At 36.0% G+C, this 22962-nt stretch carries 23 protein-coding genes and 1 other RNA gene; 15 read left to right on the top strand and 9 right to left on the bottom strand.

Annotation, left to right across the window (positions count from 1 at the left end; translation table 11 throughout):
* The first annotated feature begins 232 nt into the window (after nucleotides 1–232).
* From IGL36_RS09120 to IGL36_RS09095, 6 genes are all read left to right on the top strand, one after another.
* Entirely contained in the window at nucleotides 233–1189 is a 957-nt protein-coding gene (locus tag IGL36_RS09120) for an ABC transporter permease (RefSeq protein WP_002356852.1), read from the top strand.
* Between the two features lie 11 nt (nucleotides 1190–1200).
* Entirely contained in the window at nucleotides 1201–2124 is a 924-nt protein-coding gene (locus tag IGL36_RS09115) for a carbohydrate ABC transporter permease (protein ID WP_002359877.1), read from the top strand.
* Nucleotides 2125–2147: 23 nt separating this feature from the next.
* Nucleotides 2148–3614 (top strand): ABC transporter substrate-binding protein, encoded by a 1467-nt coding sequence (locus IGL36_RS09110; protein ID WP_002370392.1) that lies wholly within the window; start codon nucleotides 2148–2150, stop codon nucleotides 3612–3614.
* Between the two features lie 70 nt (nucleotides 3615–3684).
* Complete coding sequence (locus tag IGL36_RS09105; RefSeq protein WP_002362905.1) at nucleotides 3685–4320, top strand: YesL family protein; 636 nt, start codon at nucleotides 3685–3687, stop codon at nucleotides 4318–4320.
* Nucleotides 4274–6004, top strand: coding sequence for a sensor histidine kinase (locus IGL36_RS09100; RefSeq protein ID WP_002398203.1), 1731 nt, complete (start codon nucleotides 4274–4276; stop codon nucleotides 6002–6004). Before IGL36_RS09105 ends, IGL36_RS09100 begins: the two co-directional genes overlap by 47 nt.
* An 11-nt stretch (nucleotides 6005–6015) precedes the next feature.
* Complete coding sequence (locus IGL36_RS09095) at nucleotides 6016–7497, top strand: response regulator transcription factor (protein WP_002359882.1); 1482 nt, start codon at nucleotides 6016–6018, stop codon at nucleotides 7495–7497.
* A gap of 40 nt (nucleotides 7498–7537) precedes the next feature.
* Here the strand turns inward: IGL36_RS09095 and IGL36_RS09090 are convergent, their stop codons facing one another.
* A complete protein-coding gene (locus IGL36_RS09090; protein ID WP_002364393.1) occupies nucleotides 7538–9679 on the bottom strand; it encodes a GH92 family glycosyl hydrolase in 2142 nt (713 codons plus the stop codon).
* A 172-nt stretch (nucleotides 9680–9851) separates the two neighbouring features.
* On the opposite strand from IGL36_RS09090, the gene IGL36_RS09085 reads away from it, so the two are divergent.
* Nucleotides 9852–10964, top strand: coding sequence for an FUSC family protein (locus IGL36_RS09085; RefSeq protein ID WP_002364392.1), 1113 nt, complete (start codon nucleotides 9852–9854; stop codon nucleotides 10962–10964).
* A gap of 43 nt (nucleotides 10965–11007) precedes the next feature.
* Here the strand turns inward: IGL36_RS09085 and IGL36_RS09080 are convergent, their stop codons facing one another.
* A complete protein-coding gene (locus tag IGL36_RS09080; protein ID WP_002356863.1) occupies nucleotides 11008–11490 on the bottom strand; it encodes an SRPBCC family protein in 483 nt (160 codons plus the stop codon).
* A 21-nt stretch (nucleotides 11491–11511) separates the two neighbouring features.
* Nucleotides 11512–11892 (bottom strand): SMU1112c/YaeR family gloxylase I-like metalloprotein, encoded by a 381-nt coding sequence (gene gloA2, locus IGL36_RS09075; protein WP_002356864.1) that lies wholly within the window; start codon nucleotides 11890–11892, stop codon nucleotides 11512–11514.
* 211 nt (nucleotides 11893–12103) lie between these two features.
* Here gloA2 and treP point away from each other — a divergent pair, with 211 nt between their 5' ends.
* Entirely contained in the window at nucleotides 12104–13570 is a 1467-nt protein-coding gene (gene treP / locus IGL36_RS09070) for a PTS system trehalose-specific EIIBC component (protein WP_002383776.1), read from the top strand.
* Nucleotides 13571–13697: 127 nt separating this feature from the next.
* Entirely contained in the window at nucleotides 13698–14702 is a 1005-nt protein-coding gene (locus IGL36_RS09065; RefSeq protein WP_002356866.1) for a nucleoid-associated protein, read from the top strand.
* Nucleotides 14703–14739: 37 nt separating this feature from the next.
* Here IGL36_RS09065 and IGL36_RS09060 read toward each other — a convergent pair whose 3' ends face one another.
* Nucleotides 14740–15093: a YxeA family protein gene (locus tag IGL36_RS09060; RefSeq protein ID WP_002398205.1), complete on the bottom strand. Its 354-nt coding sequence runs from the start codon at nucleotides 15091–15093 to the stop codon at nucleotides 14740–14742.
* 198 nt (nucleotides 15094–15291) lie between these two features.
* On the opposite strand from IGL36_RS09060, the gene IGL36_RS09055 reads away from it, so the two are divergent.
* Together IGL36_RS09055 and IGL36_RS09050 are read left to right on the top strand one after the other, a co-directional pair.
* On the top strand, nucleotides 15292–15996 hold the full coding sequence (locus tag IGL36_RS09055; protein WP_002383773.1) for a zinc metallopeptidase: 705 nt from the start codon (nucleotides 15292–15294) through the stop codon (nucleotides 15994–15996).
* A gap of 83 nt (nucleotides 15997–16079) precedes the next feature.
* Nucleotides 16080–16418, top strand: a complete 339-nt coding sequence (locus IGL36_RS09050) for a hypothetical protein (protein ID WP_002356871.1) — start codon at nucleotides 16080–16082, stop codon at nucleotides 16416–16418.
* 26 nt (nucleotides 16419–16444) lie between these two features.
* On the opposite strand, the gene IGL36_RS09045 is transcribed toward IGL36_RS09050, so the two are convergent.
* Together IGL36_RS09045 and IGL36_RS09040 are read right to left on the bottom strand one after the other, a co-directional pair.
* Nucleotides 16445–17290 (bottom strand): PhzF family phenazine biosynthesis protein, encoded by an 846-nt coding sequence (locus IGL36_RS09045; protein ID WP_002372093.1) that lies wholly within the window; start codon nucleotides 17288–17290, stop codon nucleotides 16445–16447.
* Nucleotides 17291–17346: 56 nt separating this feature from the next.
* The gene (locus IGL36_RS09040; RefSeq protein WP_002383772.1) at nucleotides 17347–18198 is read right to left on the bottom strand and encodes a PucR family transcriptional regulator; all 852 of its coding nucleotides are present in this window, start codon (nucleotides 18196–18198) and stop codon (nucleotides 17347–17349) included.
* 77 nt (nucleotides 18199–18275) lie between these two features.
* On the opposite strand from IGL36_RS09040, the gene tadA reads away from it, so the two are divergent.
* Both tadA and ffs read left to right on the top strand, forming a co-directional pair.
* Nucleotides 18276–18797: a tRNA adenosine(34) deaminase TadA gene (gene tadA / locus IGL36_RS09035; protein WP_002362126.1), complete on the top strand. Its 522-nt coding sequence runs from the start codon at nucleotides 18276–18278 to the stop codon at nucleotides 18795–18797.
* Nucleotides 18798–18836: 39 nt separating this feature from the next.
* Nucleotides 18837–18923: signal recognition particle sRNA small type (gene ffs, locus IGL36_RS09030), an RNA gene on the top strand.
* Nucleotides 18924–19014: 91 nt separating this feature from the next.
* Here ffs and IGL36_RS09025 read toward each other — a convergent pair.
* Nucleotides 19015–19395: a PH domain-containing protein gene (locus IGL36_RS09025; RefSeq protein WP_002356881.1), complete on the bottom strand. Its 381-nt coding sequence runs from the start codon at nucleotides 19393–19395 to the stop codon at nucleotides 19015–19017.
* Nucleotides 19396–19652: 257 nt separating this feature from the next.
* Complete coding sequence (locus tag IGL36_RS09020) at nucleotides 19653–20891, bottom strand: aminopeptidase (RefSeq protein WP_002362125.1); 1239 nt, start codon at nucleotides 20889–20891, stop codon at nucleotides 19653–19655.
* A gap of 250 nt (nucleotides 20892–21141) precedes the next feature.
* Here IGL36_RS09020 and IGL36_RS09015 point away from each other — a divergent pair, with 250 nt between their 5' ends.
* Both IGL36_RS09015 and IGL36_RS09010 read left to right on the top strand, forming a co-directional pair.
* Nucleotides 21142–21714 (top strand): TetR/AcrR family transcriptional regulator, encoded by a 573-nt coding sequence (locus IGL36_RS09015; protein WP_002356883.1) that lies wholly within the window; start codon nucleotides 21142–21144, stop codon nucleotides 21712–21714.
* A gap of 157 nt (nucleotides 21715–21871) precedes the next feature.
* Entirely contained in the window at nucleotides 21872–22345 is a 474-nt protein-coding gene (locus IGL36_RS09010; protein ID WP_002356884.1) for a TspO/MBR family protein, read from the top strand.
* Nucleotides 22346–22418: 73 nt separating this feature from the next.
* Here IGL36_RS09010 and IGL36_RS09005 read toward each other — a convergent pair whose 3' ends face one another.
* Complete coding sequence (locus IGL36_RS09005; RefSeq protein WP_002356885.1) at nucleotides 22419–22862, bottom strand: flavodoxin; 444 nt, start codon at nucleotides 22860–22862, stop codon at nucleotides 22419–22421.
* Nucleotides 22863–22962: the final 100 nt, after the last annotated feature.

The following is a 22962-nucleotide window of genomic DNA, read 5'->3' as shown; positions in this document are numbered from 1 at the left end:
TCTCATATTTTATAAAACAAATACACGCTAGCAAAATCGCTTTATGAGTGAGGTTTAGCCAATTGTTTTTAAGGTTCTTAAACAGTTGTAAAAAAAATATCAGATAAACGTTTTCACAAAGAACAGTCATTTCGGTAAATTTTTACCTTAAAATGACACAAAATCTATAATTTGTTTCTCAAATCCTATAATTTGTTCCTTAAAAAGATATTATGAAAACGCTATTATATTTATGAAAGGAGCGAAACGAATGAAGAAGAAAAACGGGTTTTTTCAAAATGTATGGCGTTATAAGGCCTTAATCCTTATGGCGTTACCAGGATTTATCTGGTTTATATTTTTCTTCTATATACCAGTCTTAGCCAATGTGGTCGCATTTAAAGATTTTCATATTTCACCAGATGGTTTCTTAGCTAGTCTAAGAGAAAGTCCTTGGGTTGGTTTTGAAAACTTTAAATTTTTATTTGCATCAAAAGATGCTTGGTTAATTACTAGAAACACCATTTTGTACAATGTCGTCTTTTTAGCCTTTAACTTATTCTTCGCGATTGCTTTTGCTATTATTATGAGTGAATTAAGAAATCGTCGCTTAGTTAAAGTTTATCACACGATGTCATTGCTACCATATTTTTTATCTTGGATGGTTATTAACTATTTTGTTTATGCCTTTTTAAGTCCAGATAAAGGGATTTTGAATCAATGGATTACTGGTAATGGCGGCACAATGATTAACTGGTATGCAGATCCACGTTGGTGGCCAGTAATTTTTGTCTTCCTAAATGTTTGGAAGAGTCTAGGCTACAACAGTATTATCTACTATGCTTCTGTGATGGGGATTGATCCGACATACTATGAAGCAGCGATGGTAGATGGTGCCAACAAATGGCAACAAATAAAAAATGTTACGATTCCACAAATTTTACCAATGATGTCTGTTTTATTAATTTTAAACATCGGCGGTATCTTCAGAGCAGACTTTGGTTTGTTCTACATCGTACCAAGAAACTCAGGTGCGCTTTACAACGTGACAAGTGTGTTAGATACCTATATTTACAATGGCTTAACGGCTACTGGTGATGTAGGCATGACGGCAGCTGCAGCGTTATATCAATCTGTCGTTGGGGCATGTTTGTTATTAATTGCGAATTTAGTTGTTCGTCGAATTGAACCAGATTCAGCACTATTTTAGGAGGAAGGATTATGAAAAAGAAAAAAGTCACTAGCGTTAACGTTCGATCCTTCAACCCGACAGCGAATTTGATTTTCAATATTGTCATTGCTATTTTTGCTATTTCCTGTGTGGTTCCGTTTTTCTTTGTTATTATGATTTCATTGACAAGTGAAGGATCATTAGCAGCAAACGGCTACCGGTTTTGGCCAAAAGAATTTTCATTGGAGGCCTATCGTTACATTTTCCAAGGGGCAATGAGTCAACGCATTATTCATGCCTTAGGGGTAACGGTCTTCATTACGGTGACAGGGACGATTGTCAATGCAACAATGACGTCATTATATGCCTATGTCATTTCTCGTTCCAACTTTCCATTTAAAAAATTCTTTACATTGTTTGCGTTAATTACAATGTTATTTTCACCAGGGATGGTTGCGAACTATTTAGTAATGACAAACTTATTGCAATTGAAAGATACAATTTGGGCGTTAATTTTGCCTTTAGCTTTAGGACCATTTAATATTTTAGTGATGCGAACGTTTTTCAAGAAAACCGTGCCTGACAGTATTATTGAATCGGCACGTATTGATGGCGCAAGTGAAATGCGCATTTTTGTCAGCATTGTGTTACCACTAGCCGTTCCAGGGATTGCCACAATTAGTTTGTTTGCGGCTTTGGGTTATTGGAACGATTGGTTCAATGCGTTACTTTACATTCAAAAAGATACCTTGGTACCATTACAGTATTTATTGATGAAAATTCAAAACAACTTAGAGTTCTTATCAAGAAGTACGGATATGGGTGCAGCAGCACAAGAAGGCTTAGGCGTTCTACCAAGTGAATCGGCTCGAATGGCGATTGTTGTCTTATCTACGTTACCAATTGCGTTAACTTACCCATTCTTCCAAAAATATTTCGTGGGTGGTTTAACAATCGGCGGCGTGAAAGAATAAAATTGTACAGGAGGAAATAAGGAATGAAAAAATGGCAAAAAGGATTAGCCGTAGCTGGCGCAGCAGCTTTAGCTGTAGGACTAAGCGCGTGCGGTAAATCTTCAAAAGATGCAGCGTCAAAAGGTGATGATAGTACACCAACGTTATTAATGTATCGTGTTGGGGACAAACCAGATAATTATGACCAATTAATCGATAATGCGAATAAAATTATCGAGAAAAAAATTGGGGCAAAATTAAAAATGGAATTTGTTGGTTGGGGCGATTGGGACCAAAAAATGTCAACAATCGTTGCTTCTGGTGAAAGCTATGATATTTCATTAGCACAAAATTATGCAACGAATGCACAAAAAGGCGCCTATGCTGATTTAACTGATTTAGCACCTAAATATGCCAAAGAAGCCTATGATCAATTACCAGATAACTATATTAAAGGAAATACGATCAATGGAAAACTGTATGCGTTCCCAATTTTAGGTAACTCTTACGGTCAACAAGTTTTAACTTTTAATAAAGAATATGTCGATAAATACAATTTAGATATTAGTAAAGTCGATGGTAGTTATGAAAGTGCAACGGAAGTTCTAAAAGAATTCCATAAAAAAGAACCAAATATTGCTGCTTTTGCTATCGGTCAAACATTCTTTGCAACAGGTAATTATGACTTCCCTATTGGTAACCAATATCCATTTGCAGTAAAAACAACTGATACTGGCTCACCAAAAATTATTAACCAATATGCCGACAAAGACATGATTAATAACTTAAAAGTCTTACATCAATGGTATAAAGATGGCTTGATTCCAACAGATGCTGCTACAAGTACAACACCATATGACTTAAATACCAATACTTGGTTCATGCGTCAAGAAACACAAGGACCTATGGATTATGGTGATACAATCTTAACACAAGCTGCTGGCAAACCACTTGTTTCTCGTCCACTAACAGAACCATTAAAAACAACAGCTCAAGCGCAAATGGCTAACTATGTTGTTGCAAACACGTCTAAAAACAAAGAAAAATCTGTTGAATTGTTAGGTTTATTGAACAGCAATCCAGAATTGTTAAACGGACTTGTTTATGGTGAAGAAGGCAAACAATATGAAAAAGTTGGCGATGATCGCGTGAAATTATTGAAAGATTACACACCAACAACTCATTTGAGTGCTTGGAACACAGGAAACAACTTAATCATTTGGCCAGAAGAATCTGTCACTGAAGAAATGGTTAAAGAACGTGATAAGAGCATCGAAGAAGCAAAAGATTCACCAATTCTTGGTTTTACTTTTGTAAATGATAAAGTGAAAACTGAAATCACTAACGTTGCTACAGTTATGAACCGTTACGCAGCAAGCTTAAATACAGGAACTGTTGATCCAGAAGAAACACTTCCAAAATTAATGGATGACCTAAAAACAGCTGGCTGGGATAAAGTTCAAAAAGAAATGCAAACACAATTAGACGAATATATCCAATCTCAAAAATAATCACAGGAGGCTGAGGCATTAGCTGAGCGCTTTTGGCTCAGCCTTTTACATAATAGAAAGGAAGAGGAAGATGGAAAGTACAGGGATTCAACGGTTGTTTTACCTTTCCTGGACAGTAATCAAACTAAATTTACTGTTTGTTTTATTTAGTTTAGCTGGAGGGATTATTTTTGGTGTTGGTCCAGCACTCCAAATGATGACTGATTTCATTTTGGAAGAGGGTATGAATTATCAAGCAATTACCGTTAAACGAGCATTTGAATCATGGAAAGCACATTTTAAAAGAAGTAACTGTTATTTTTTACTTTTTCTCTTCACTTTAGGATTTGTTTTTTATAATATTTATTTAGCCGTTCAATTTACCGGAATAATGTGGTTAATTATTACATTTATTTTATTTTTTGTTTCCCTAATACTCGTTATTTTTTACATTTATATGCTACTATATGAAGGAAGCTATTTTATCTCAACTATTGATTTAATGAAGCTTTCATTTATCAGTATCTTTTTAAACCTCGGTGTATTTTTTAAAGTCTTATTCGGTGTAATTAGTATCGTTGCTTTAACTTGGAAAATGAAAGGACTGCTACTATTTGCTTCGTTTGCCTTAATTATGATGTGGTGTGCCTATGTCACGCGTAAAAATCGCCAGTTTATTGATGGAAAGTTGGAACAAAATGAAGCGAATCTTCAAAAAACTGTTTAAAAAAAAATATTTATTAAATCGATTAGTACAAAAATACAGTCTACTGTTAACAAGTATTATTTTGTTAACGGTGGCTGCTTTGTGCGTTTATGTTACTTATACAATTAACTTATCAATTGATTCACAAAAAAATAACGCCGTTTCCCAAATTGACAGCTATGTAACGAATAAAAATAATGCGGCGACGAATATGATTAATGAATTAGCTGGCTCTGCAAGTAAAATTGAAAACATGCGAAAATATATGGAACTTTCTCCTCCTGAGTATTTTGACTATACTTACAGCCAATGGTCGGAAGATCGGGTCAGTACCCACTTTGGAAATAATTTAAGTACATTATTTAGCACCTTTCCTGACTTAGAAGAAGTGATTATTCGCTTAGATGAATTTGATCAGGTTTTGTTCGCCAATCGCACAGCTACAAATGGGAAAAAAATGGATATGTCATCAATTAAAAAACATGGCTTTCAACTAATGCGAATTATCTCCGATCCTTATACAGGACAACCGCTGGGAGAGTTGTACACTGTGTTTTCAAGTCAAGAGTTGCTAGGCAACCAAGCAGACTTATTGAAAAAATCAGGTATTAATGCGTTTATCTATGATAGTGCTGGAAATCAAATTTTTTCTGAAAAAGCACAATTTACCAAAGAAGAAGAGCGGCAACTAGATAAAAGAATGCACACCGATAGTGACATTCAACAGGTTTTTCATAATCGCTACGATATTACGGAAATAGAAAGCAGTGGCCGGAGTACCATTCTCTTATTAACAAGCCGCCGAGTCTTATTTCAACAATTGTTTATGAATTATGCGGCCATTTTAGGGATTGGGTTACTTTTGATTGTTATTTTATTAGTGGGCTTAAACCGCCTGTTTAAACGCTATTCTCAACAAGTCCAATTAATTTTAGAAGCGACACGAGCCATTGGCGATGGCAATTTAAAAGAACGAATTGACACGAATCAAGTTCAGGAAGAATTGAATGATATTGCTTCTGCGATTAATTTTATGGTAGACAGTTTAGATCAATACATTCACGATATTTATACTTTAGAAATTAAGCAACGCGATGCCCACATGAGAGCATTACAGTCGCAAATTAATCCTCATTTTCTTTATAATACGTTGGAATATATTCGCATGTATGCCTTGAGTCGGCAACAAGAAGAACTAGCTGATGTTGTCTATGCTTTTTCAACGTTACTTAGGAATAATATTAACCAAGAAAAAACCACGACCTTGGCAGAGGAAATCTCATTTTGCGAAAAATATGTGTATTTGTATCAAATGCGTTATCCCGACCAATTTGCCTATAAGTTCGAAATAGAAGAAGCAATTGCTGATGTTGAAATTCCTAAGTTTATCATTCAGCCGCTTGTCGAAAATTATTTTGTGCATGGAATTGACTATCAACGACAAGACAATGCTATCAAGGTCCACGCCTACCGAGAAGGCGAAAAAATTATTGTGGCTGTTGTGGATAATGGAAAAGGAATTACCGCCAATCGGTTAGAGGAAATTCGCGAACGTTTAAATCAAACAGAAATAGACACGGAACAATCCATTGGGTTAAGAAATGTTCATGAACGTTTACAACGCTTTTTTGGGGAGAGTTATGGTTTAACCATTGAAGGGAAAGAAGGAGAAGGGACGACAATTCGTCTTTCGTTTGTAGCATAAGGGGTGAAAAGATGTATCGAGTGATGTTTGTTGATGATGAATATATGATTTTAGAAGGCTTAAAATGGATTATTCCTTGGCAAGAGTTAGGCTTTGAAATTGTTAAAACAGCGCGTAGTGCGCAAGAAGCATTGGCTTTTTTAGAAACAGAATCCATTGATGTTTTATTAACAGATATTACGATGCCAGAAATGAGCGGGATCGAATTAATTGAGCAAGCAAAGAAAAAAGGACATCAATTTATTAGTTTAATTTTATCAGGTTATCAAGAGTTTGATTACGTCAAAAAAGGCATGGCTTTGCAGGTCCAAGATTATCTTTTGAAACCAGTCAATAAGCAAGAACTATTAGCCAATATCCAGAGAATTAAAACAGAATTGGACCAACAAAAAAAATCCCATGCCCGCGTGCGTCTATATCTAGAAAATGGCTTGATGCGTTGGCTTAATGATGAAATCAGCGAAGGGGAATACGAAGAGTTAATGCAGCAATTTGCGACTATAAAACCAGGTGATTTTACCGTTTTATTGGTTGAAGCTGAGATGCCATTTTTAGAAACAATCAAGGAACTATTTATGAAAAAAGGCCAACTGTTATTCATTGAAAGTTGGATGAGTACGTACCACCAATTGTTACTTATCTATAAAGGGGCCAGACAAGAAGCGTTCTTATTTATTCGTGAAATTGAAGCGATTCTAGCTGGTCAAGGTCAGATTTTTGTAGGGGAATCTGTGAATGAATGGGAAACGGTTTATGAAAGTTATGAGAAAGTAAAACAGTTGCAAGCAATTGAAACGTTCTATCAAGAATTTCTGCCAAATAATCAAAAAGAACAAATGAATCGTTCGGCAGAAGATTTTACTTTCCTAGCGTTTAACCAAGCCTTGATGATTGGGGATATGCAGACCATTCAACGGGAATTAGATGCCATTTTCAATCAGTTAAGTCAACAACACGCTACGCCAGAATATGTACGCTATGTAGTCTTCTTACTTTTTTCAGATATCTCCCGTCAGTATCCAACTGTGTTAGAAGAAAACTATGAAAAAATCGTGGAAGAAATTCGAGCTAGCAACAATCTTAATACACTGTATGCGTTAATGCAGCAAGTCTTGGCAGAAGTGAAAAATAAACCTAAAATAAAAAAATATTCAGAAAGTGTTAGCCAAGCTGTAGAAAGAATTGAACAAGGCTATTTAGAAGAATTAAACTTAAAAACGGTGGCGGATGAGCTTCATTTGAACCCTAGTTATTTAGGCCAAATTTTCAAAAAAGAAACCAAGCGAAGTTTTTCTCAATATTTGAATCAAGTGCGTACCAAACATGCCCAGAAATTATTATTGTACACGGATGATACAATCAACGAAATTTCAGAAAAAGTAGGATTTAACAATACCAACTATTTTTCAAAAATGTTTAAAAAATTAAATGGAATTACGCCAAAAGAATTTCGAGAGCAATACCAATCAAATTACGCAGGTGTCGAAGAATAAAAAGAAAGATGTTCAATTTTTATGAACATCTTTCTTTTTATTATTTTTCCGTACTTAATGAAAACGGTCGTTCTGCTGTGGTTTGTGGATTCGGGACGATCCCTAATTGATAATCTAAAGTCCCGCCGTTTAATAGTTCTTGATGAGTAAAGTAAGGCGCAGTATGTTTTTCTTGGTTTAACTGAATTTCATGAATAAATTGTTGTTGGACTTTGTTTGGTGATGTCTGAATGGTTAATTGTTTACCATTTGACAGTTTTACTTCCGCCGTCTGGACTAAAGGCATCCCGATTACATATTCACCAGCTCCTGGTGTGACGGGATAAAAGCCTAAGCTATTAAAAATATACCAAGCAGACATGCTGCCATTGTCTTCATCACCTGGATAACCAGTTGGTGAAGCATCAAATGTTTGCATTAGTTGTTTTAAAAGTGGTTGAGCCATCTCTGGTTTGCCGATGTAGCTGAATAGAAACGGATAATGGAAACTTGGTTGATTTGAGATGGCTAATTGACCAAAATCAATTGCCGCCATTTCACTCATTTCATGAATTTCAAAACCATAGCCTTCAACGTTAAAGTTAGGCGCTTGATTGCATAGCTGAATTAATTTTTTTTCGAAAGCTAACTCGCTACCATATAGCTTAATCAAACCTGCAAAATCTTGATAAACCGCAAAACTTGATTGCCAAGCACTTCCTTCGGCGTAATCTTTGCCCCAACGAATATCTAAAAAGTCAGGACGGAAATTGCCTTCAGTATCCTTGGCTTGCATAAAGCCAGTTTCAGGATTAAAAAGTTGTTGATAATTCAAGGCTTGTTGACGATAAAACGTTGCGGTCTCTGAATCATTCAGTGTTTTTGCAACTTGTGAAATGCAGAAATCGCTGTACGCATAATCTAAGGTATGATTTACAGATTCATGATAGGTTGAAGGAACATAGCCATATTTTAGATAATCCAGAGTTCCTTGACGTCCATAATTTTCTCGTTCGCTTTGTTGTGTAGCGCCTTTTTTCATCGCTTCTAGGAACTGAGGCATCAAGTCAGGACGAATCTTTTTCACGGCGGCATCAGCAATGACAGCGTCAATCAAGGTGCCGGGCATTAAACCACGCTCATCTGGAGATAACCATTTTGGCAAGAAACCTGTTTCGTTGTAACTATTTAAAAAGCCTTCTAGCATCTCTTCGTATTTTTCTTGAGCAATTAGTGAGAACAATGGGTAGACCGTTTTATAAGTATCCCAAAAGCCATTATTGGTATATAGTACACCAGGACGAACCGTTTGCGAGAACGTATCATAATGAATCGGCTGCTGATTTTCGTCCAATTCATAAAAGGTTTGCGGAAATAGGAATGTTCGATACAGTGTATGATAAAACGTTTTAGTATGTTCAGGGTTTTCATGCGTTACTTTAAGGCGATCGAAATAATTATGCCAATCTGCGATTCCTTGTTGCAGCATCTCAGTAGAACGCAAAGAGATTTCTCGCGCTAAATTTAACTGCGCTTGTTTTTCAGAAATAAATGAACTACTAAAATGAACAACTTGTTGAGCAATATTTCCAAAAGAAAGAAGGATTTTGCCATCTTCACCTGAAGAAGGGGCAAACCATTTGGTTAAAGGCTGTTCAAAATGAAGCACAAAATAAAAACTAAAATCTGGATCTTCACAACCAGAATAGTTGATGACTTTTACAGCCACTTGATGGTCATCTAATTGTTTTACTTGATAACGTCCAGGCAGAGTTAGTAGTAAGTGATTATCTTTTTGTTGATAATCAATGGTTAAGATACCACCATACATGCTTGGGATTAATTGAGAAGTTATTTGATAGCGTAATTGAGTTAAGTTAATTTCGACAGGAGAAAAAAGGCTTTCTTCTGGACGATAAGAACTTTGGGCATGGAATAAAGAAAGTTCCGACAATGAACCACTGACAGGGGTCATTAATAAATGGCTAAAATCACCCATCCAAGGACTTGGTTGATGCGTTACTCGATAGCCTTGAAATGTTCGATCTTCTGGATGAAACCACCAGCTGCCTTTTTGGTCAGTTGTTTGCGGGGCGTAAAAATTCATCCCAAATGGCACGCCAGTATAGGGTAGACAATTTCCATTTGAAAAACTATGTTGGTTGGCAGTTCCGTGTCGCGTATCAATCGCTTGAATATTCATGAAAGTAGCTCCTTTGTTTTAAATGATATATCATATAGGCTGATTATAGCACAAAAAACAAGAAATGAAAGCGTATTTATTCGCTTTTTTATTTATTTTTAACGAATTGGTATATTCAATTTGAAGAGGGAATTGACAAGCATGTTACAATGGATAAGGAATCGATATTGGAGTGATTGTTATTTATTTTTTTAGTACAAAAAGTCAGCAATTTTTTGCGTATGTTTGGGCCATTTTCCCAGTCATCGCCTTTTTTTTGGTTAGTTTTTATACATTGGATTTTTTATTTTCCCCAAGCTATTTAATTATGGTGCCTGTATTTACTATTATGTTTAAAATTAACTATAAAAAAGATTATTCGTTTGTAGCGCTGCTCAAAATGAGTATCAGGCAATTTGTGATCAGTTTTTTAGCATTTATAGCTAGTAGTTCCTTTAGCTGGTCTATTATTTTAAATAGTAGTGTGACATTTTTAATTGTTTATTTATTTTATTCATCTGCGACACCGATGCGGTACCATAGTTATTTGATGATGTTTACGTTTTGTCAGTTAATCCAGGTTAAAGGAAATACATTTTTGATGCAATCTCAAGTTGTGGCCTTTTTAATTGGTCTTTTTTTATTGGCTTTAACACTAAACGCTTGGTGGCAAACGGGATTAAGTCAGCTTACCAGCTTAAAGAGTAGAGGCCATGTTCGCTTTTTTAAAAGCATTCAATTAAATATGAAGCAACAAAAATTGACGGTTATTAATTTCTGGCACGACTTACAACAGACTTTTTTTGGGATTACAAGTTTCAAACAATTTTTAGAAAGTCCTGACGAAAGAGTGCAACGATTTCGTTTAGCTATTCGTATGAGTTTCACCATTACGCTGAGTTTTATTTTAATGTGGAGTGTAGGAGGCATTAAAATAATTTGGATTCCGATGAATGTTTTTCTACTCTTGCATCCAGTGAAAGCAGAAATGAACACGCGTATTAAGACACGTTTTTGGGGGACTCTTTTAGGATGTTTCCTTAGTCTGTTTGTTGTCAATTGGCTTCAATTGCCACTGACACACCTCATTGTTTCTAGTTTGATTGGCATTTTTGTTTATGCCCTAAAACCAGGAACCGTGTTACAAGTGACAATGGCAACGATTTTTGGGTTATGTTTGGCAACAATTAGTTTACGAGGGATGTACGCCGCAGAGTTGCGGGTCTCTTTTGTATTATTGGCAATTTTTGTTGTTTGCTTAATTGATTTAGGTTTATTTGTTTATCAGCGTATTTTACGTTTTTAAAAAGTGTGGCACAGAGGGTGATTTACCCGTTGTGCCACACTTTTTAATTTTCTAAATTCGTTAATTTTTCCAAGTAATGATTTTCTATTTGCGGAAAATCTATTTTTTCTGGTGCTGCATCAGGAGTTTCAACTACTTGCTTCAAGCGATTGAGAACAATTGACCAACCAGCGATATCTTTATGGCGAGGTGTTGTAAAATTTTCTGGGAGAGATTCTGAAAAGACTAACAGGGTCTGATGAGGTGCTTGTTCTTTTAAGTCAAAATAGATGATACCAGTATCCCAAGTCACGCCCAGATATTTTTCCTCTGCATAATCAGTGAAAGGCATTGTTTCTTCAAAATCGGGCAGAATAAACCGCCAAAACCCGTTAACACCTAATTCACCAATTTCTAATTCTGGAAACCATTGTTTTAGCTTGTCTGTCTCAGTCAGGTAGCGCCAAATCGTTTGAGGGCTGGCTGAAATTGCCCGTTCTGTACCAAAATAAATCGTCTGGTTTTCTAAGCGAAAGGTATCTTTCATTTTGTTTCTCTCCTTTATTTATTATTCATGAAGTTCTAAAGGTAGTCCATCTGGATCAAAAAAGAAGGTCATTTTTTCACCCGTAAAATCATCTACTCGTAGCGGTTCTGTTTCAATTCCTTGCTCATTTAAAAAAGCAATCACTTCTTCAATATGTTCAACTTTAAAAGCTAAATGACGTAATCCTAAAGCTTCAGGATAAGAGGGGCGAGCGGGAAATTGATCAGAAATAAAAATTTCCAATTCTTGGCTGCCTAATTTTAAATCTAATTTAATATCGTTTTTTTCGGGACGATGATTTTCGCGAAGAACTTCAAAGCCCAACTTTTCGACATAAAAATTTTTAGTTGCTTGATAATTTGAGGCATTGATTGCCACATGATGAATTTCTTTAAAAAACATTTTTCATACTCCTTTTCGTTTTTTCCCTCTGTAGTATAGCAATAAAGAAGCAGCTAAAAAAGCGTTCTGTTTGACTCTTTAAGAAAAGACAAGGGATTTGCAAAAAAATAAAATTATTTTTTTGAAAGAAAGCGCTTGCCAAAAAAAGAATAATCGAGTATGATGTATATACAACTTAATTGTATATACAAGTTTGAGAGGAGAATGTAAAATGGGTAAGTTTCAAAGCGATGCACAACAGTTGTTGAAAGCAGTAGGAGGCAAAGAAAATATTTCAGCTGTTTCTCATTGTGCAACTCGAATGCGTTTTGTATTAAAAGATCCAAAAAAAGCGGATGTACCTGTGATTGAAGATATTCCTTCTGTAAAAGGAACCTTTACAAATGCTGGACAGTTTCAAGTAATTATTGGGAATGAAGTCCCACAATTTTATAATGATTTTTCTGCAATTTCCGGTTTAGAAGGGGTTTCAAAAGAAGAAGGGAAAGCAGCTGCCAAAAGTAATTTGAGTCCTGTTCAACGAGTTGTTTCTGTTTTAGCTGAGATTTTTACACCATTGATTCCTGCACTTGTTATCGGGGGATTGATTTTAGGGTTCCGCAATATTTTGGAAGGGGTTCCATTTGGCTTTCTTGATGGTCAAACAATCGTGGAAGTTTCTCAATTTTGGAATGGAGTCAATTCATTCTTATGGTTAATCGGCGAAGCAATTTTCCACTTCTTGCCAGTTGGGATTACGTGGAGTATTACGAAGAAAATGGGAACCACACAAATCTTGGGGATTGTCCTAGGGATTACATTAGTCTCACCACAACTTCTGAATGCTTATTCAGTTGCGACGACTAAAGCAGCAGAAATTCCTTTCTGGGATTTTGGATTTGCTCAAGTTAACATGATTGGTTATCAAGCGCAAGTTATCCCAGCTATGTTAGCCGGCTTCTTGCTTGCCTATCTTGAAATTTTCTTTAGAAAAGTGATTCCTCAAGCAATTTCAATGATTTTTGTCCCATTGTTTGCTTTAGTACCGACAGTATTGGCTGCACATGTCATTTTAGGACCAATCGGTTGGACGATTGGTAGTTGGGTTTCTGATATTGTGAATGCAGGATTAACGTCAACATTTAATTGGTTATTTGGCGCCGTCTTTGGCTTTATGTACGCACCATTAGTTATCACTGGGTTGCATCATATGAGTAATGCTATTGATTTACAGTTGATTGCTGACTTTCAGTCAACCAACTTATGGCCAATGATTGCTTTATCAAATATTGCACAAGGTTCAGCAGTTTTAGCGGTTATCTTTATGCATCGTGGAAACAAAAAAGAAGAACAAGTTTCGATTCCAGCAATGATTTCTTGTTACCTAGGTGTGACTGAACCAGCGATGTTTGGGATCAACTTAAAATATGTTTATCCATTTGTTGCGGGCATGATTGGTTCAGCAATGGCCGGAATGTTTGCCACTTTAATGGGCGTTCGTGCGACAAGTATCGGCGTCGGTGGCTTGCCAGGAATTTTATCTATTGTGCCACAATATTACTTGCCGTTTTTAGGCGCAATGGTGATTGCCATTATCGTACCAATGGGCTTAACTTATATTTTCAGAAAGAAAGGCATCTTTAATAAAGTCGATCCAGTTGATGAAGCAACAGGGATGTTATACAGCGAAGAAGGGTAATCGCTTTTTGAAGTTAAGAAGAATTCGTAGACATTTGTCTACGAATTCTTCTTCTTTTTATAGAAACTATTGGCTTTTTTCTCTCTTTCAGTTAGACTAAAAAGGTTGAGAAAAGGAGAGCGTAAAAATGGATATTTATTTAAAAAAAGCAATTTTACACATTATTGATCGAGAAACTGGGACGCCGGTTTTTTCTGAAAAGGAACTAGATTTAACGACTGAGTATATTCGAACGTATTTAACTGCAAAAATTTCAAAACTTTCGACTGCACAAACAAAGACTGGAACATTGGCGGAAAATAGTTCCTTTGTTGACACGTTACGTGGGATTCCTAGTGATTTTGTAAAGAAAAGCCAAGAAGTTACCCAACATTGGTATGATGTTTATTCAGGAAGCGAAGATGCGCCTAGTGCTGATATTTTGTTCATTTTATATGAATTAGATACGGTGTTACATGTCGCAATGATTAAATTAAACTATAAAGAAAGTTACACGCATTACGTCGACTATGAAGAAGAATCCGTTTATAACAAACTGATTATCAATCGAGCAATTTTGTCTTCAAAATCACAAAAACCAGATGAAGGAATTACAGTTGACTTAGATACATTAGCGTTTGAATTACTAGAGAAAAGATATGAATTTTCAGGAGAAAAAATCTGGTATTTCTCTGAAAAAGTGATTGAGACGCAAGCGGCACCTTCCATGGAAGAAAATATCAAAGAAATTAAAAAAGCAGTCAAACGCATTGGAAAGAAATTTAACGAAGATGAGTTTGAACTAATGGCTTCTGTAAAAGAAGCGGTGTATGATAGCATTGAGGAAACGGGGACGATTGACAATGAGCAGATTGCTGAGCAAGTGTTTAAAGAAAATGTATCAGCTAAATTGGCTTACCAAGAAGAAGTGAATGAATCGAAGTTTGTCGACAAAACACCGCCAGTCAGAGAATCTCGCGAAATTTCTGAAAAGAAATTTGGCAAACAGAAGTTAAAAATGGATAACGGTATTGAATTAATTGTTCCGTTAGATGTTTACCGCAATGGCGATTTAATTGAATTTGTTAATAATCCAGATGGCACAGTGTCCATTATGCTAAAAAATATCGAAAAAATTAGTAATCAATTATAAAGAAAAAACCGTTGGTCGCTTGCCAACGGTTTTTTCTTTATTTTAATTTTTCTAAAGCTTTTTCAGGGACTTCTTTTTCTGTCACTTCATTCCAGCTGATCACGCCTTTACGGGGATTAACTTTCAATTTTAGATAGGCTTTCATACGCAAAGGTTGATCACGGGATTCGTTTAATTCCACGGTTTTTTCTTCACCGTTTTTATTAAACGCAGGTTGTTGATAGTAATAAATGGTCATTGCTTCACCAGAATTTGCTTTTTCATCTTTCTTTTCACCAGATGTTGTGATTTGTGTATAATAGGCTTCTCCACCGTAATAGTAATTATAAACGCCCCAGCTACCACCGGCTAAAATGACTATGGGAATTAATATTTTTAGTAATGTTTTCATTTTCCTCACCTCAAGGAATAGTATGCCTTTTTTTTAGGAAATTTGCCATATTTTTTTCCGTTAATTGAGTGACAATTTTGTTAGTTTCGGCACTTTCTTGAAAAATTCATCATTTTTTTAAACAAAAGACAACGTTTGTCGCTCCCTTTTTTTCACTATCATGCTACAATAAAGAAAAAAAGATGGAGGTAGAGGACAATGATGCCCTTTTATTTTGGAATCGATCCAACCTATATATTGGTAATTATCGGAATTGCGATTTCTGGTGCGGCCTCCGCATATGTTAACAGTACCTTTCGTAAATATGATCAAGTACGAAGCAGTAAACATGTTACAGGCACGCAGGCAGCACAATATATTTTACAAAAAGAACAAATTAATGATGTTGGAGTTCAGCAAATTGCGGGTGATTTAACCGACAATTATAATTCTGGAAACAAAATGTTGAGCTTATCCGAAGCCACTGCTCAATCGACATCGGTCGCGGCTATTGGCGTGGCGGCTCATGAATGCGGACATGCGGTACAAGATCATACGAACTATGTGCCTTTACGTCTTCGTGCAGCTATTGTTCCAGTTGCCAACATCGGTTCAACCATTTCCTTTCCACTAATTTTGCTTGGTGTTTTATTTAGTTGGAATCAAACATTAATCAACATTGGAATTTTGGCTTTTTCATTAGCCTTGATTTTTCAATTGGTGACTTTACCGGTGGAGTTTAATGCGTCTAGACGTGCATTAAGTATTCTTTCTGAAGGTGGGTTATTAACAGAAGAAGAAGTCCCAATGGCCAGAAAAGTTCTTTTTGCAGCTGCACTTACCTACGTAGCAGCGGCGCTTTCGACCTTTTTACAACTTTTACGTTTGGTTATTTTATTTGGTGGCAATAACCGACGAGACTAAGTGCTAGTAAAGGTCTTTCTATTACGCATAAAAGTAATAATATGTTATGATTAAAGTAGAAAATAACAGAGGAGCTGAAGGAAATGAAAGCATCAACAAAAATTGGTATCGGTTTAAGCATTGCTGCAGTTGCAAGTGTCTCTGTTGCAGTCATCGCTTCTGAAAAAATTATTAAGAAGGTATCTCATGTTTCCAATCGTTATAAAGTTAAAAAGTTTGTAGACGATAAATTTGATGGAAACCAAAAATTATTATCGATTGTCGATGATTTATCCGATGATGAATTAGATTCTGTTTTAAATGTTGTGGATCGTGTGAAAGATGGCGGTTCAAAATTAGCTGAATATGGAGAAAAAGTTAAAGACAATACAGATTCTTTAAAAGAACGCTTTTTCACATTTATTGAAGATGCAATGAAGTAAAAAAGATGGCCTAGGCCATCTTTTTTTTATAAAAATAATTCTTTTGTTTCAACATAATAGCCTCTGCCACCAACTAGAACTTGATCAATTGTCTTTTGGGATGTAGTGTTCAAACGCACTAAGACTTCTGAAGGAGCGTTTAAGGTATAACCTTGGGCAAAGGTGTAATTGGTTTTTTGTAAAATTTGGTGATGGTGCAGATAACAAGCTAACGCACCATTTGATGTACCAGTAGCGGCTTCTTCATCGATATCATAAAGGGGTGCAAAATTCCTACAAATGATATTTTCTTCAGACAAAGCAAAAAGATGCATCCCAATAACTCCATACTTTTGACTAAGTAACTTAATTTTTTCAAAGTTTGGTTGTAAATCCTGTAATAATTGCGCATTTTTAATGGGAACCAAAATATCTTTTAGGCCCGTTGACACAATCTGGATAGGAAAAGCAGTTGCCACTGCGTTTAAATCAAAGCAGCCGCTCAATTCTTCTAAAGTGAGCGTATCATAAAAAGTTGGGACAGTTTGTTCCATAAATAGTTGTTCACCGTTAGCCGTGATTGCGAGCAAACCGCTGTTCGTTTCGATTGTATATGCTGTTTGCAATAATTTATTTAAGTGCTTCATAATGGTGAAAGCGCCAATTGTCGCGTGGCCACATAAGTCGACTTCTTCTTTTGGTGTAAAATATTCAAGGCGGAAATCAGCAATCTTTGAGTCTGAAATAAAAGCAGTTTCTGCAAATCCTAGTTCTTTGGCGATGGCCATTTTTTGGGTTCTCGTTAAGGGCTGTGTCATAAAAACAACGCCTGCTTTGTTGCCACCTTCGTGGTTTTTACTAAATGCACTAGCGACATATGCGGTAATTTTCATTGGAACGCCTACTTTCTAATTGGGAATAAAAAACATACGAGTAAAAAATGGACGTACTACTTTCTTAATAACAAATAACAAAAGATTAAATCATCCATTTTTTTTAAAGATAAGCCAGTTTGTTCAAAAAACTTTTCCAACCGATAGTGTAAAGTATTTCGATGCATAAATAAATCTTTTGCAGTGGAGCTGATATTGCCTTGATTTTTCCATAAAGCGCTGATGATTGGCTGAATATCGGTGTCTTTATTTAATAAACGACGATAATACTCAACAAGTACATTTTGGCTCATGGCTTCCTTGGTAAAATAGTGGAGGGCAACATCAGTTAAACTAAAAACAGTCGTCCGACTAGAGGAATTAAGTTCTTCTGAAAAAATACGTTGTTCTTCATGGAAACAACGCCGGAGAATGTCTTCAGAGGAATAAAAATTGCCAACAAATACAGCACTAGTGCAATCAAAGTCTGTATCTAATGTTAAAAAGATCCCTTGAATTTCTTCTTGTTGAAAGGTATTTTTTGACTGTTCTTCAACTAAAATATACATATTATTACTTGGACTGAAACAATCAACTGTATCTGGAAACATCTTTGTTAAATTAAATTGCCATTCAGCTTGTAATTCTTTTGTGACATTCGTTTGAATTTGCAACATACGAAAGGTCCCTTCGGCAGGTAATTTTGCCTGTTGAAATAAGTAACTGAACCAAGGATGGTTACCAGTAATTGTTGGGTTTTCAGAAATCGGGAAAAGCGCTTCCAACAAATGCTGTTCTTTAATACTTAAGAAAGCTTTATTCACAATGAAAAATTGGTCGTCAACAGGAATTGAATAGGTGGCTTCGGAACCAATTGTTTTTGATAAATAGCCTTTGGGATAAAGCTGAGATAAATTTTCAATAATCATAGACACACCTCACTGATTTATTGTACCATGAAGCAAGACAGAAGTTTAGTGGGAAAAAGCCGAAAGGTGGAAATTAATTGGGAAAAAAAGAAACAACGTTAACACAAGAAGAAAAAGAATTTTTTATGCGAGAAGCCATTGCAGAAGCGAAAAAAGCAGAAGGTTTGGCTGAGGTGCCTATTGGAGCTGTAATTGTTCGGCAAGGGGAAATTATTGGCCGCGGGCATAATCTGAGAGAAGCACGGCAAGAAGCAACGGCGCATGCAGAAATGTATGCAATCCAAGAAGCGTGTCGCGGGATAGAAAATTGGCGTCTAGAAGAAACCCAATTATTTGTAACTTTAGAGCCTTGTCCAATGTGTAGTGGGGCGATGCTTTTAGCACGAATTCCAGAAGTTTATTATGGCGCAACTGATCCTAAAGCAGGCACTGCTGGCACATTGATGAATTTATTAGAAGATGAACGCTTCAATCATGTGGCCTATGTCGAAGCAGGCGTTTTAGAAGAAGAGTGTCGCTTATTGCTAGTTCAGTTCTTTAAAAAGTTACGGGCAAAGAAAAAAGAAGAGAAACTTTTAAAAAATCAAAAGAAAGACTAGTCAAAAGAATAAAAATACGTTATACTAGGTTTTGCCGAAAGGCTAGGACAATGGCGGGCTAGTGAATTGTGTCAGATCCGGAAGGAAGCAGCACTAAGCAAGTGCCGCCATGTGTCTGATTGAATAAGGAACGTATCAAGGCTGAGAAGCCTTTTTTATTTTATCTAAAATTAAAAAGACAGGAAAGTTGGTCGCTTCCCTGTCTTTTTTTGTGGATTCAAGATAACACAGCAGCTGCTAAGGCTTGTTGAATAGCAACAATATCTTTATCTTTTCTAAATTGAAGACTTACTGAAGGTAACTCAGCACTTGAAATCCATATCTTTAGTTCTGCATCTAGGTCGAAATGTCCACTAGTTTCAACAGAAAAGCGTGAAATAGATTTGTAGGGAATCGATTTATAATCAACTTTTTTACCTGTAATTCCTTGTTTATCGACTAAAATTAAGCGTTTATCTGTAAAGACAATTAAATCTCTTACTAAAGTGAAGGCCATATCTACTTTTTCGTTAGGGATTAAAACATCCCGTAATTCTTTTTCAGCTGTTTCATTGTTATTTTGTGTTGCATTCCCTAATAATCCATCAAATAATCCCATGTTAATTCTCCAATTCTACTTTTTTGAAAAAATTCTTTTATTTAAAAGTAAACTTATATCGTGTAAAAGAATCCGCTTTCAATTTAATTATAACGTTAAAGGTCCTTCGAATGCAATTGATTTTTTAGCATAAGAAAGTGAGGCCTAAATCGCTGCAACTTAGGCCTCACTTTCTAAATTTTAAAAGAACCTACTGAATAAAAGCAGTTTCTTCTTATTTCTTGGAGCTAAAAACTTTGGTTTCAACATTTGGTAGACTATGCCCAATCGCCATTTCTAAAAACTGGAACAATCGTCCCGTCTTCCTTAATGCCGTCAATATTCATTTTGTCAGATCCTACCATAAAGTCCACATGTGTTTGGCTACGATTTAAACCAGCTTCAGCTAATTCTTCTTCGCTCATCTCCGTGCCGCCTTGTAAGTTGAAGGCATAGGCTGAACCAAAGGCTAAATGATTAGAGGCATTTTCATCAAACAATGTATTATAAAAAATCAAACCGGATTGTGAAATTGGTGAAGGGTCTGGTACTAAAGCAACTTCTCCTAAGTGTTTGGCACCTTCATCAATAGCTAAGAGATTTTTCAATGCTTCTTCGCCTTGTTCAGCTGAGAAGTCAACAACTTTTCCATCTTTAAATGTAAATTTCATTCCCGAAATGATTGTGCCAGCATAACTTAGTGGTTTTGTACTAGAAACATAACCATCAACGCGGCGACTATCTGGGGCGGTGAAAACTTCTTCTGTTGGCATATTAGCCATGAATTCTTCCCCACGAGCGTTATAACTACCAGCGCCTTCCCATAAATGGTTTTTAGGCAAACCAATCGTTAAATCTGTCCCAGGAGCTGTGTAGTGTAAAGCAGTAAATTGTTGTTCGTTTAATTCAGCCGCTTTTTCTTGTAATTTTTTATCATGGATATCCCAAGCAATGACTGGGTTTTCTTCATAAATTCGTGTTGTTTTGAAAATTTCATTCCAAAGTGCATCAACTTGTTCTTCACTTGTTGCTAATTCTGGAAAGACTTTAGCTGCCCAGCCTTCACTAGCAGCAGCTACAACAGTCCAACTTACTTTGTTGGCTTGCGTTGCTTTTCGTAGGTTGACCAATGCTTTCCCATTAGCCGCTTGGAAAGCTGCTACACGTTGTGCATCCACGCCAGCTAATGCATCAGGATTAGAAGAAACCACGCTAATTCGGCTTGCGCCTTTGGCAATCCAATCATCGGTTTGATCAATTTTATATTGAGGAACATTTTCAATACGATCAGTTGCAGCATGAGCTAAAAATTCACGTTGAATGGTTTCGTCGCTCCATTGAACAATTACTTCGGCCGCGCCTAAGCGATAAGCTTCTTCCGTAATTAAGCGGGCAAGGGGGGCTTGATCGACACTGATTTGTAAAACAACCGTATGATTGTCCTGAACATTGACACCCGTTTCAGCAATTAAACGTGCATATTTCTTTAGATTTTCATTAAAATTCTCTAAGGTCATTCGTGATTCCTCCTTCATTTTCATGGGTAATGACTGCTCATATCATAACACGGAAGAGCAGGGAACTCAACGAAATAAAGCCTTTATCAACTGTTATTTTAAGTTGGGGTAAAAGTTGTCGTGCTCCCGCTCAGTGAACTTTTGTACAAAGAGTTGTTCTAATTTTGCATAATAGAAAAATCGTGTTACAATAACCATAAGCATTTATTTGGAAGCGTTGTATATGAATGAATAAAGGGGATAGGGAATTATGGCAAGAAAAAAAACCATTACGAAAGAGCAGATTTTAACAGCTGCCTATGAAGTAGTCGCCACTGAAGGATTTTCGAAGTTCACTGCACGTAATATTGCTAATAAAATGAAATGTTCCACCCAACCGATTTATTTGGAATTTAAAAACATGGATGATTTACGCGATGCTTTATTCCAAAAAATTCATAAATACTTAGCGAAAGAAGTCTTTCCAGTAAAACATACTGGGAATACAATTGTTGATTTGGCTTTAAACTATATTCATTTTGCGACAAGTGAAAGTAAGTTATACCGTGCGCTTTATTTAGAAGAATATGGTGGCGGCAAAAAAATGCAAGAATTCTCTTATCACTATTTTACTGAAGCGGTAAAAGCTGATCCTGAGTATGCTAATTTAAACGATGTTCAAATTGACTCTTTACACATGGGAACATGGGTGGTCGCTACTGGTGTGGCTGCATTGATGACTTCTGGAATTATCCATCCTTCAGAAGAACAAATCATTCATTTAATGAAAGATAGTATTGAAGCAATTCTTGAACGAGATGAACCAATTGATATTGACCTATAAAAATTAAAAAAAGTGTAACCTCATGCTGATAACTTCTGTGAGGTTACAGCAAAAGACTGTTTCTTAAAAGAACGGTCTTTTTTTGTTAAGTGTATTAATGGTAGATTATTCGCAACCATGCTACAGTAAAGAAGAGAAATAGAAAGGGGCAAAAAACATGAACCGAGTGAAAGATAAGCGTTTATGGCTAAGTATTGTAGGAATTACCGGACTAGGGCTCTTGTCGGGCTTATTTTCAGTAAATGCGAGAGAATATTATCAAGCGTTGAGATTACCAAGTTTTGCTCCGCCAGGCTGGTTATTTGGACCAGTGTGGTTGGTGTTGTATATTTTTATGGGCATTACTTTTTATTTCATCTTAGTTCATCCAAATAAACAACAGAAAAAACGGATGATTACGCTATTTATTTTACAATTTATTGCAAACTTTTTCTGGACATTTTTCTTTTTTTCTTTACAAAATAATTTATTATCTGTGATTGATATCTCATTGTTATGGCTATTATTAATAGTTCAACAGTGGGACTACTTGCGTTATAAATTAATAACGCGTGGCTGGTTGATGATTCCTTATATTCTTTGGGTTACTTTTGCGGCAGCTTTAAATTACAGTATTTTATTTTTAAATTAGGAATATCAAAACACCAGAGAAAAATGGCTAGTTCCCATTTTTCTCTGGTGTTTTTTTATTTATTTCAACGTAGTTATTCTGCGGCAGTTGCTAATTTTTTCGCAAATTCTTCTAAACGTTGGATGTCGTCTTCTTCAGCGGCTAAATCAACTTTAACGCTGTCGGCGCCTTTTTTTGCCCCAATTTGAGTAAAGACTGCTTCGAAGTCGTCCACCGATTTACAAAAATCATCATAAAACGTGTCTCCTGAACCACAAACGCCGAAGATTTTTCCTGATAAATCAATCTCTTGTAAGTCTTCATAAAAGTCGACAATTTCATCAGGTAAATCGCCATCGCCATACGTATATGTAGCTACTACACAGATATCGGCCTCTTCAAAATCAGCGGCATCGACTTGCGTACACTCATCAATTTCGACCTCTAATTCTAAATCTTCAAATGCTTCTGCAACAATGTCGGCAATTTCTTCTGTATTCCCAGTCATGCTTGCATACACAATTTTAGCTAACGTCATAAACTTTCTTCCCCCTCATACAATTCTGTCACTTATTATAGCAGATGCGCATTTCTTATAAAAGACTAGCGAGTGCTTTTATTAAGGGACTTTTTGAAAA

The organism is Enterococcus sp. AZ011, from assembly GCF_050548355.1.
In the GTDB taxonomy this organism is placed as follows: domain Bacteria; phylum Bacillota; class Bacilli; order Lactobacillales; family Enterococcaceae; genus Enterococcus; species Enterococcus faecalis.
The sequence above is the reverse complement of the archived record's forward strand: the minus strand, read 5'-3'. Positions and strand labels throughout refer to the sequence as shown.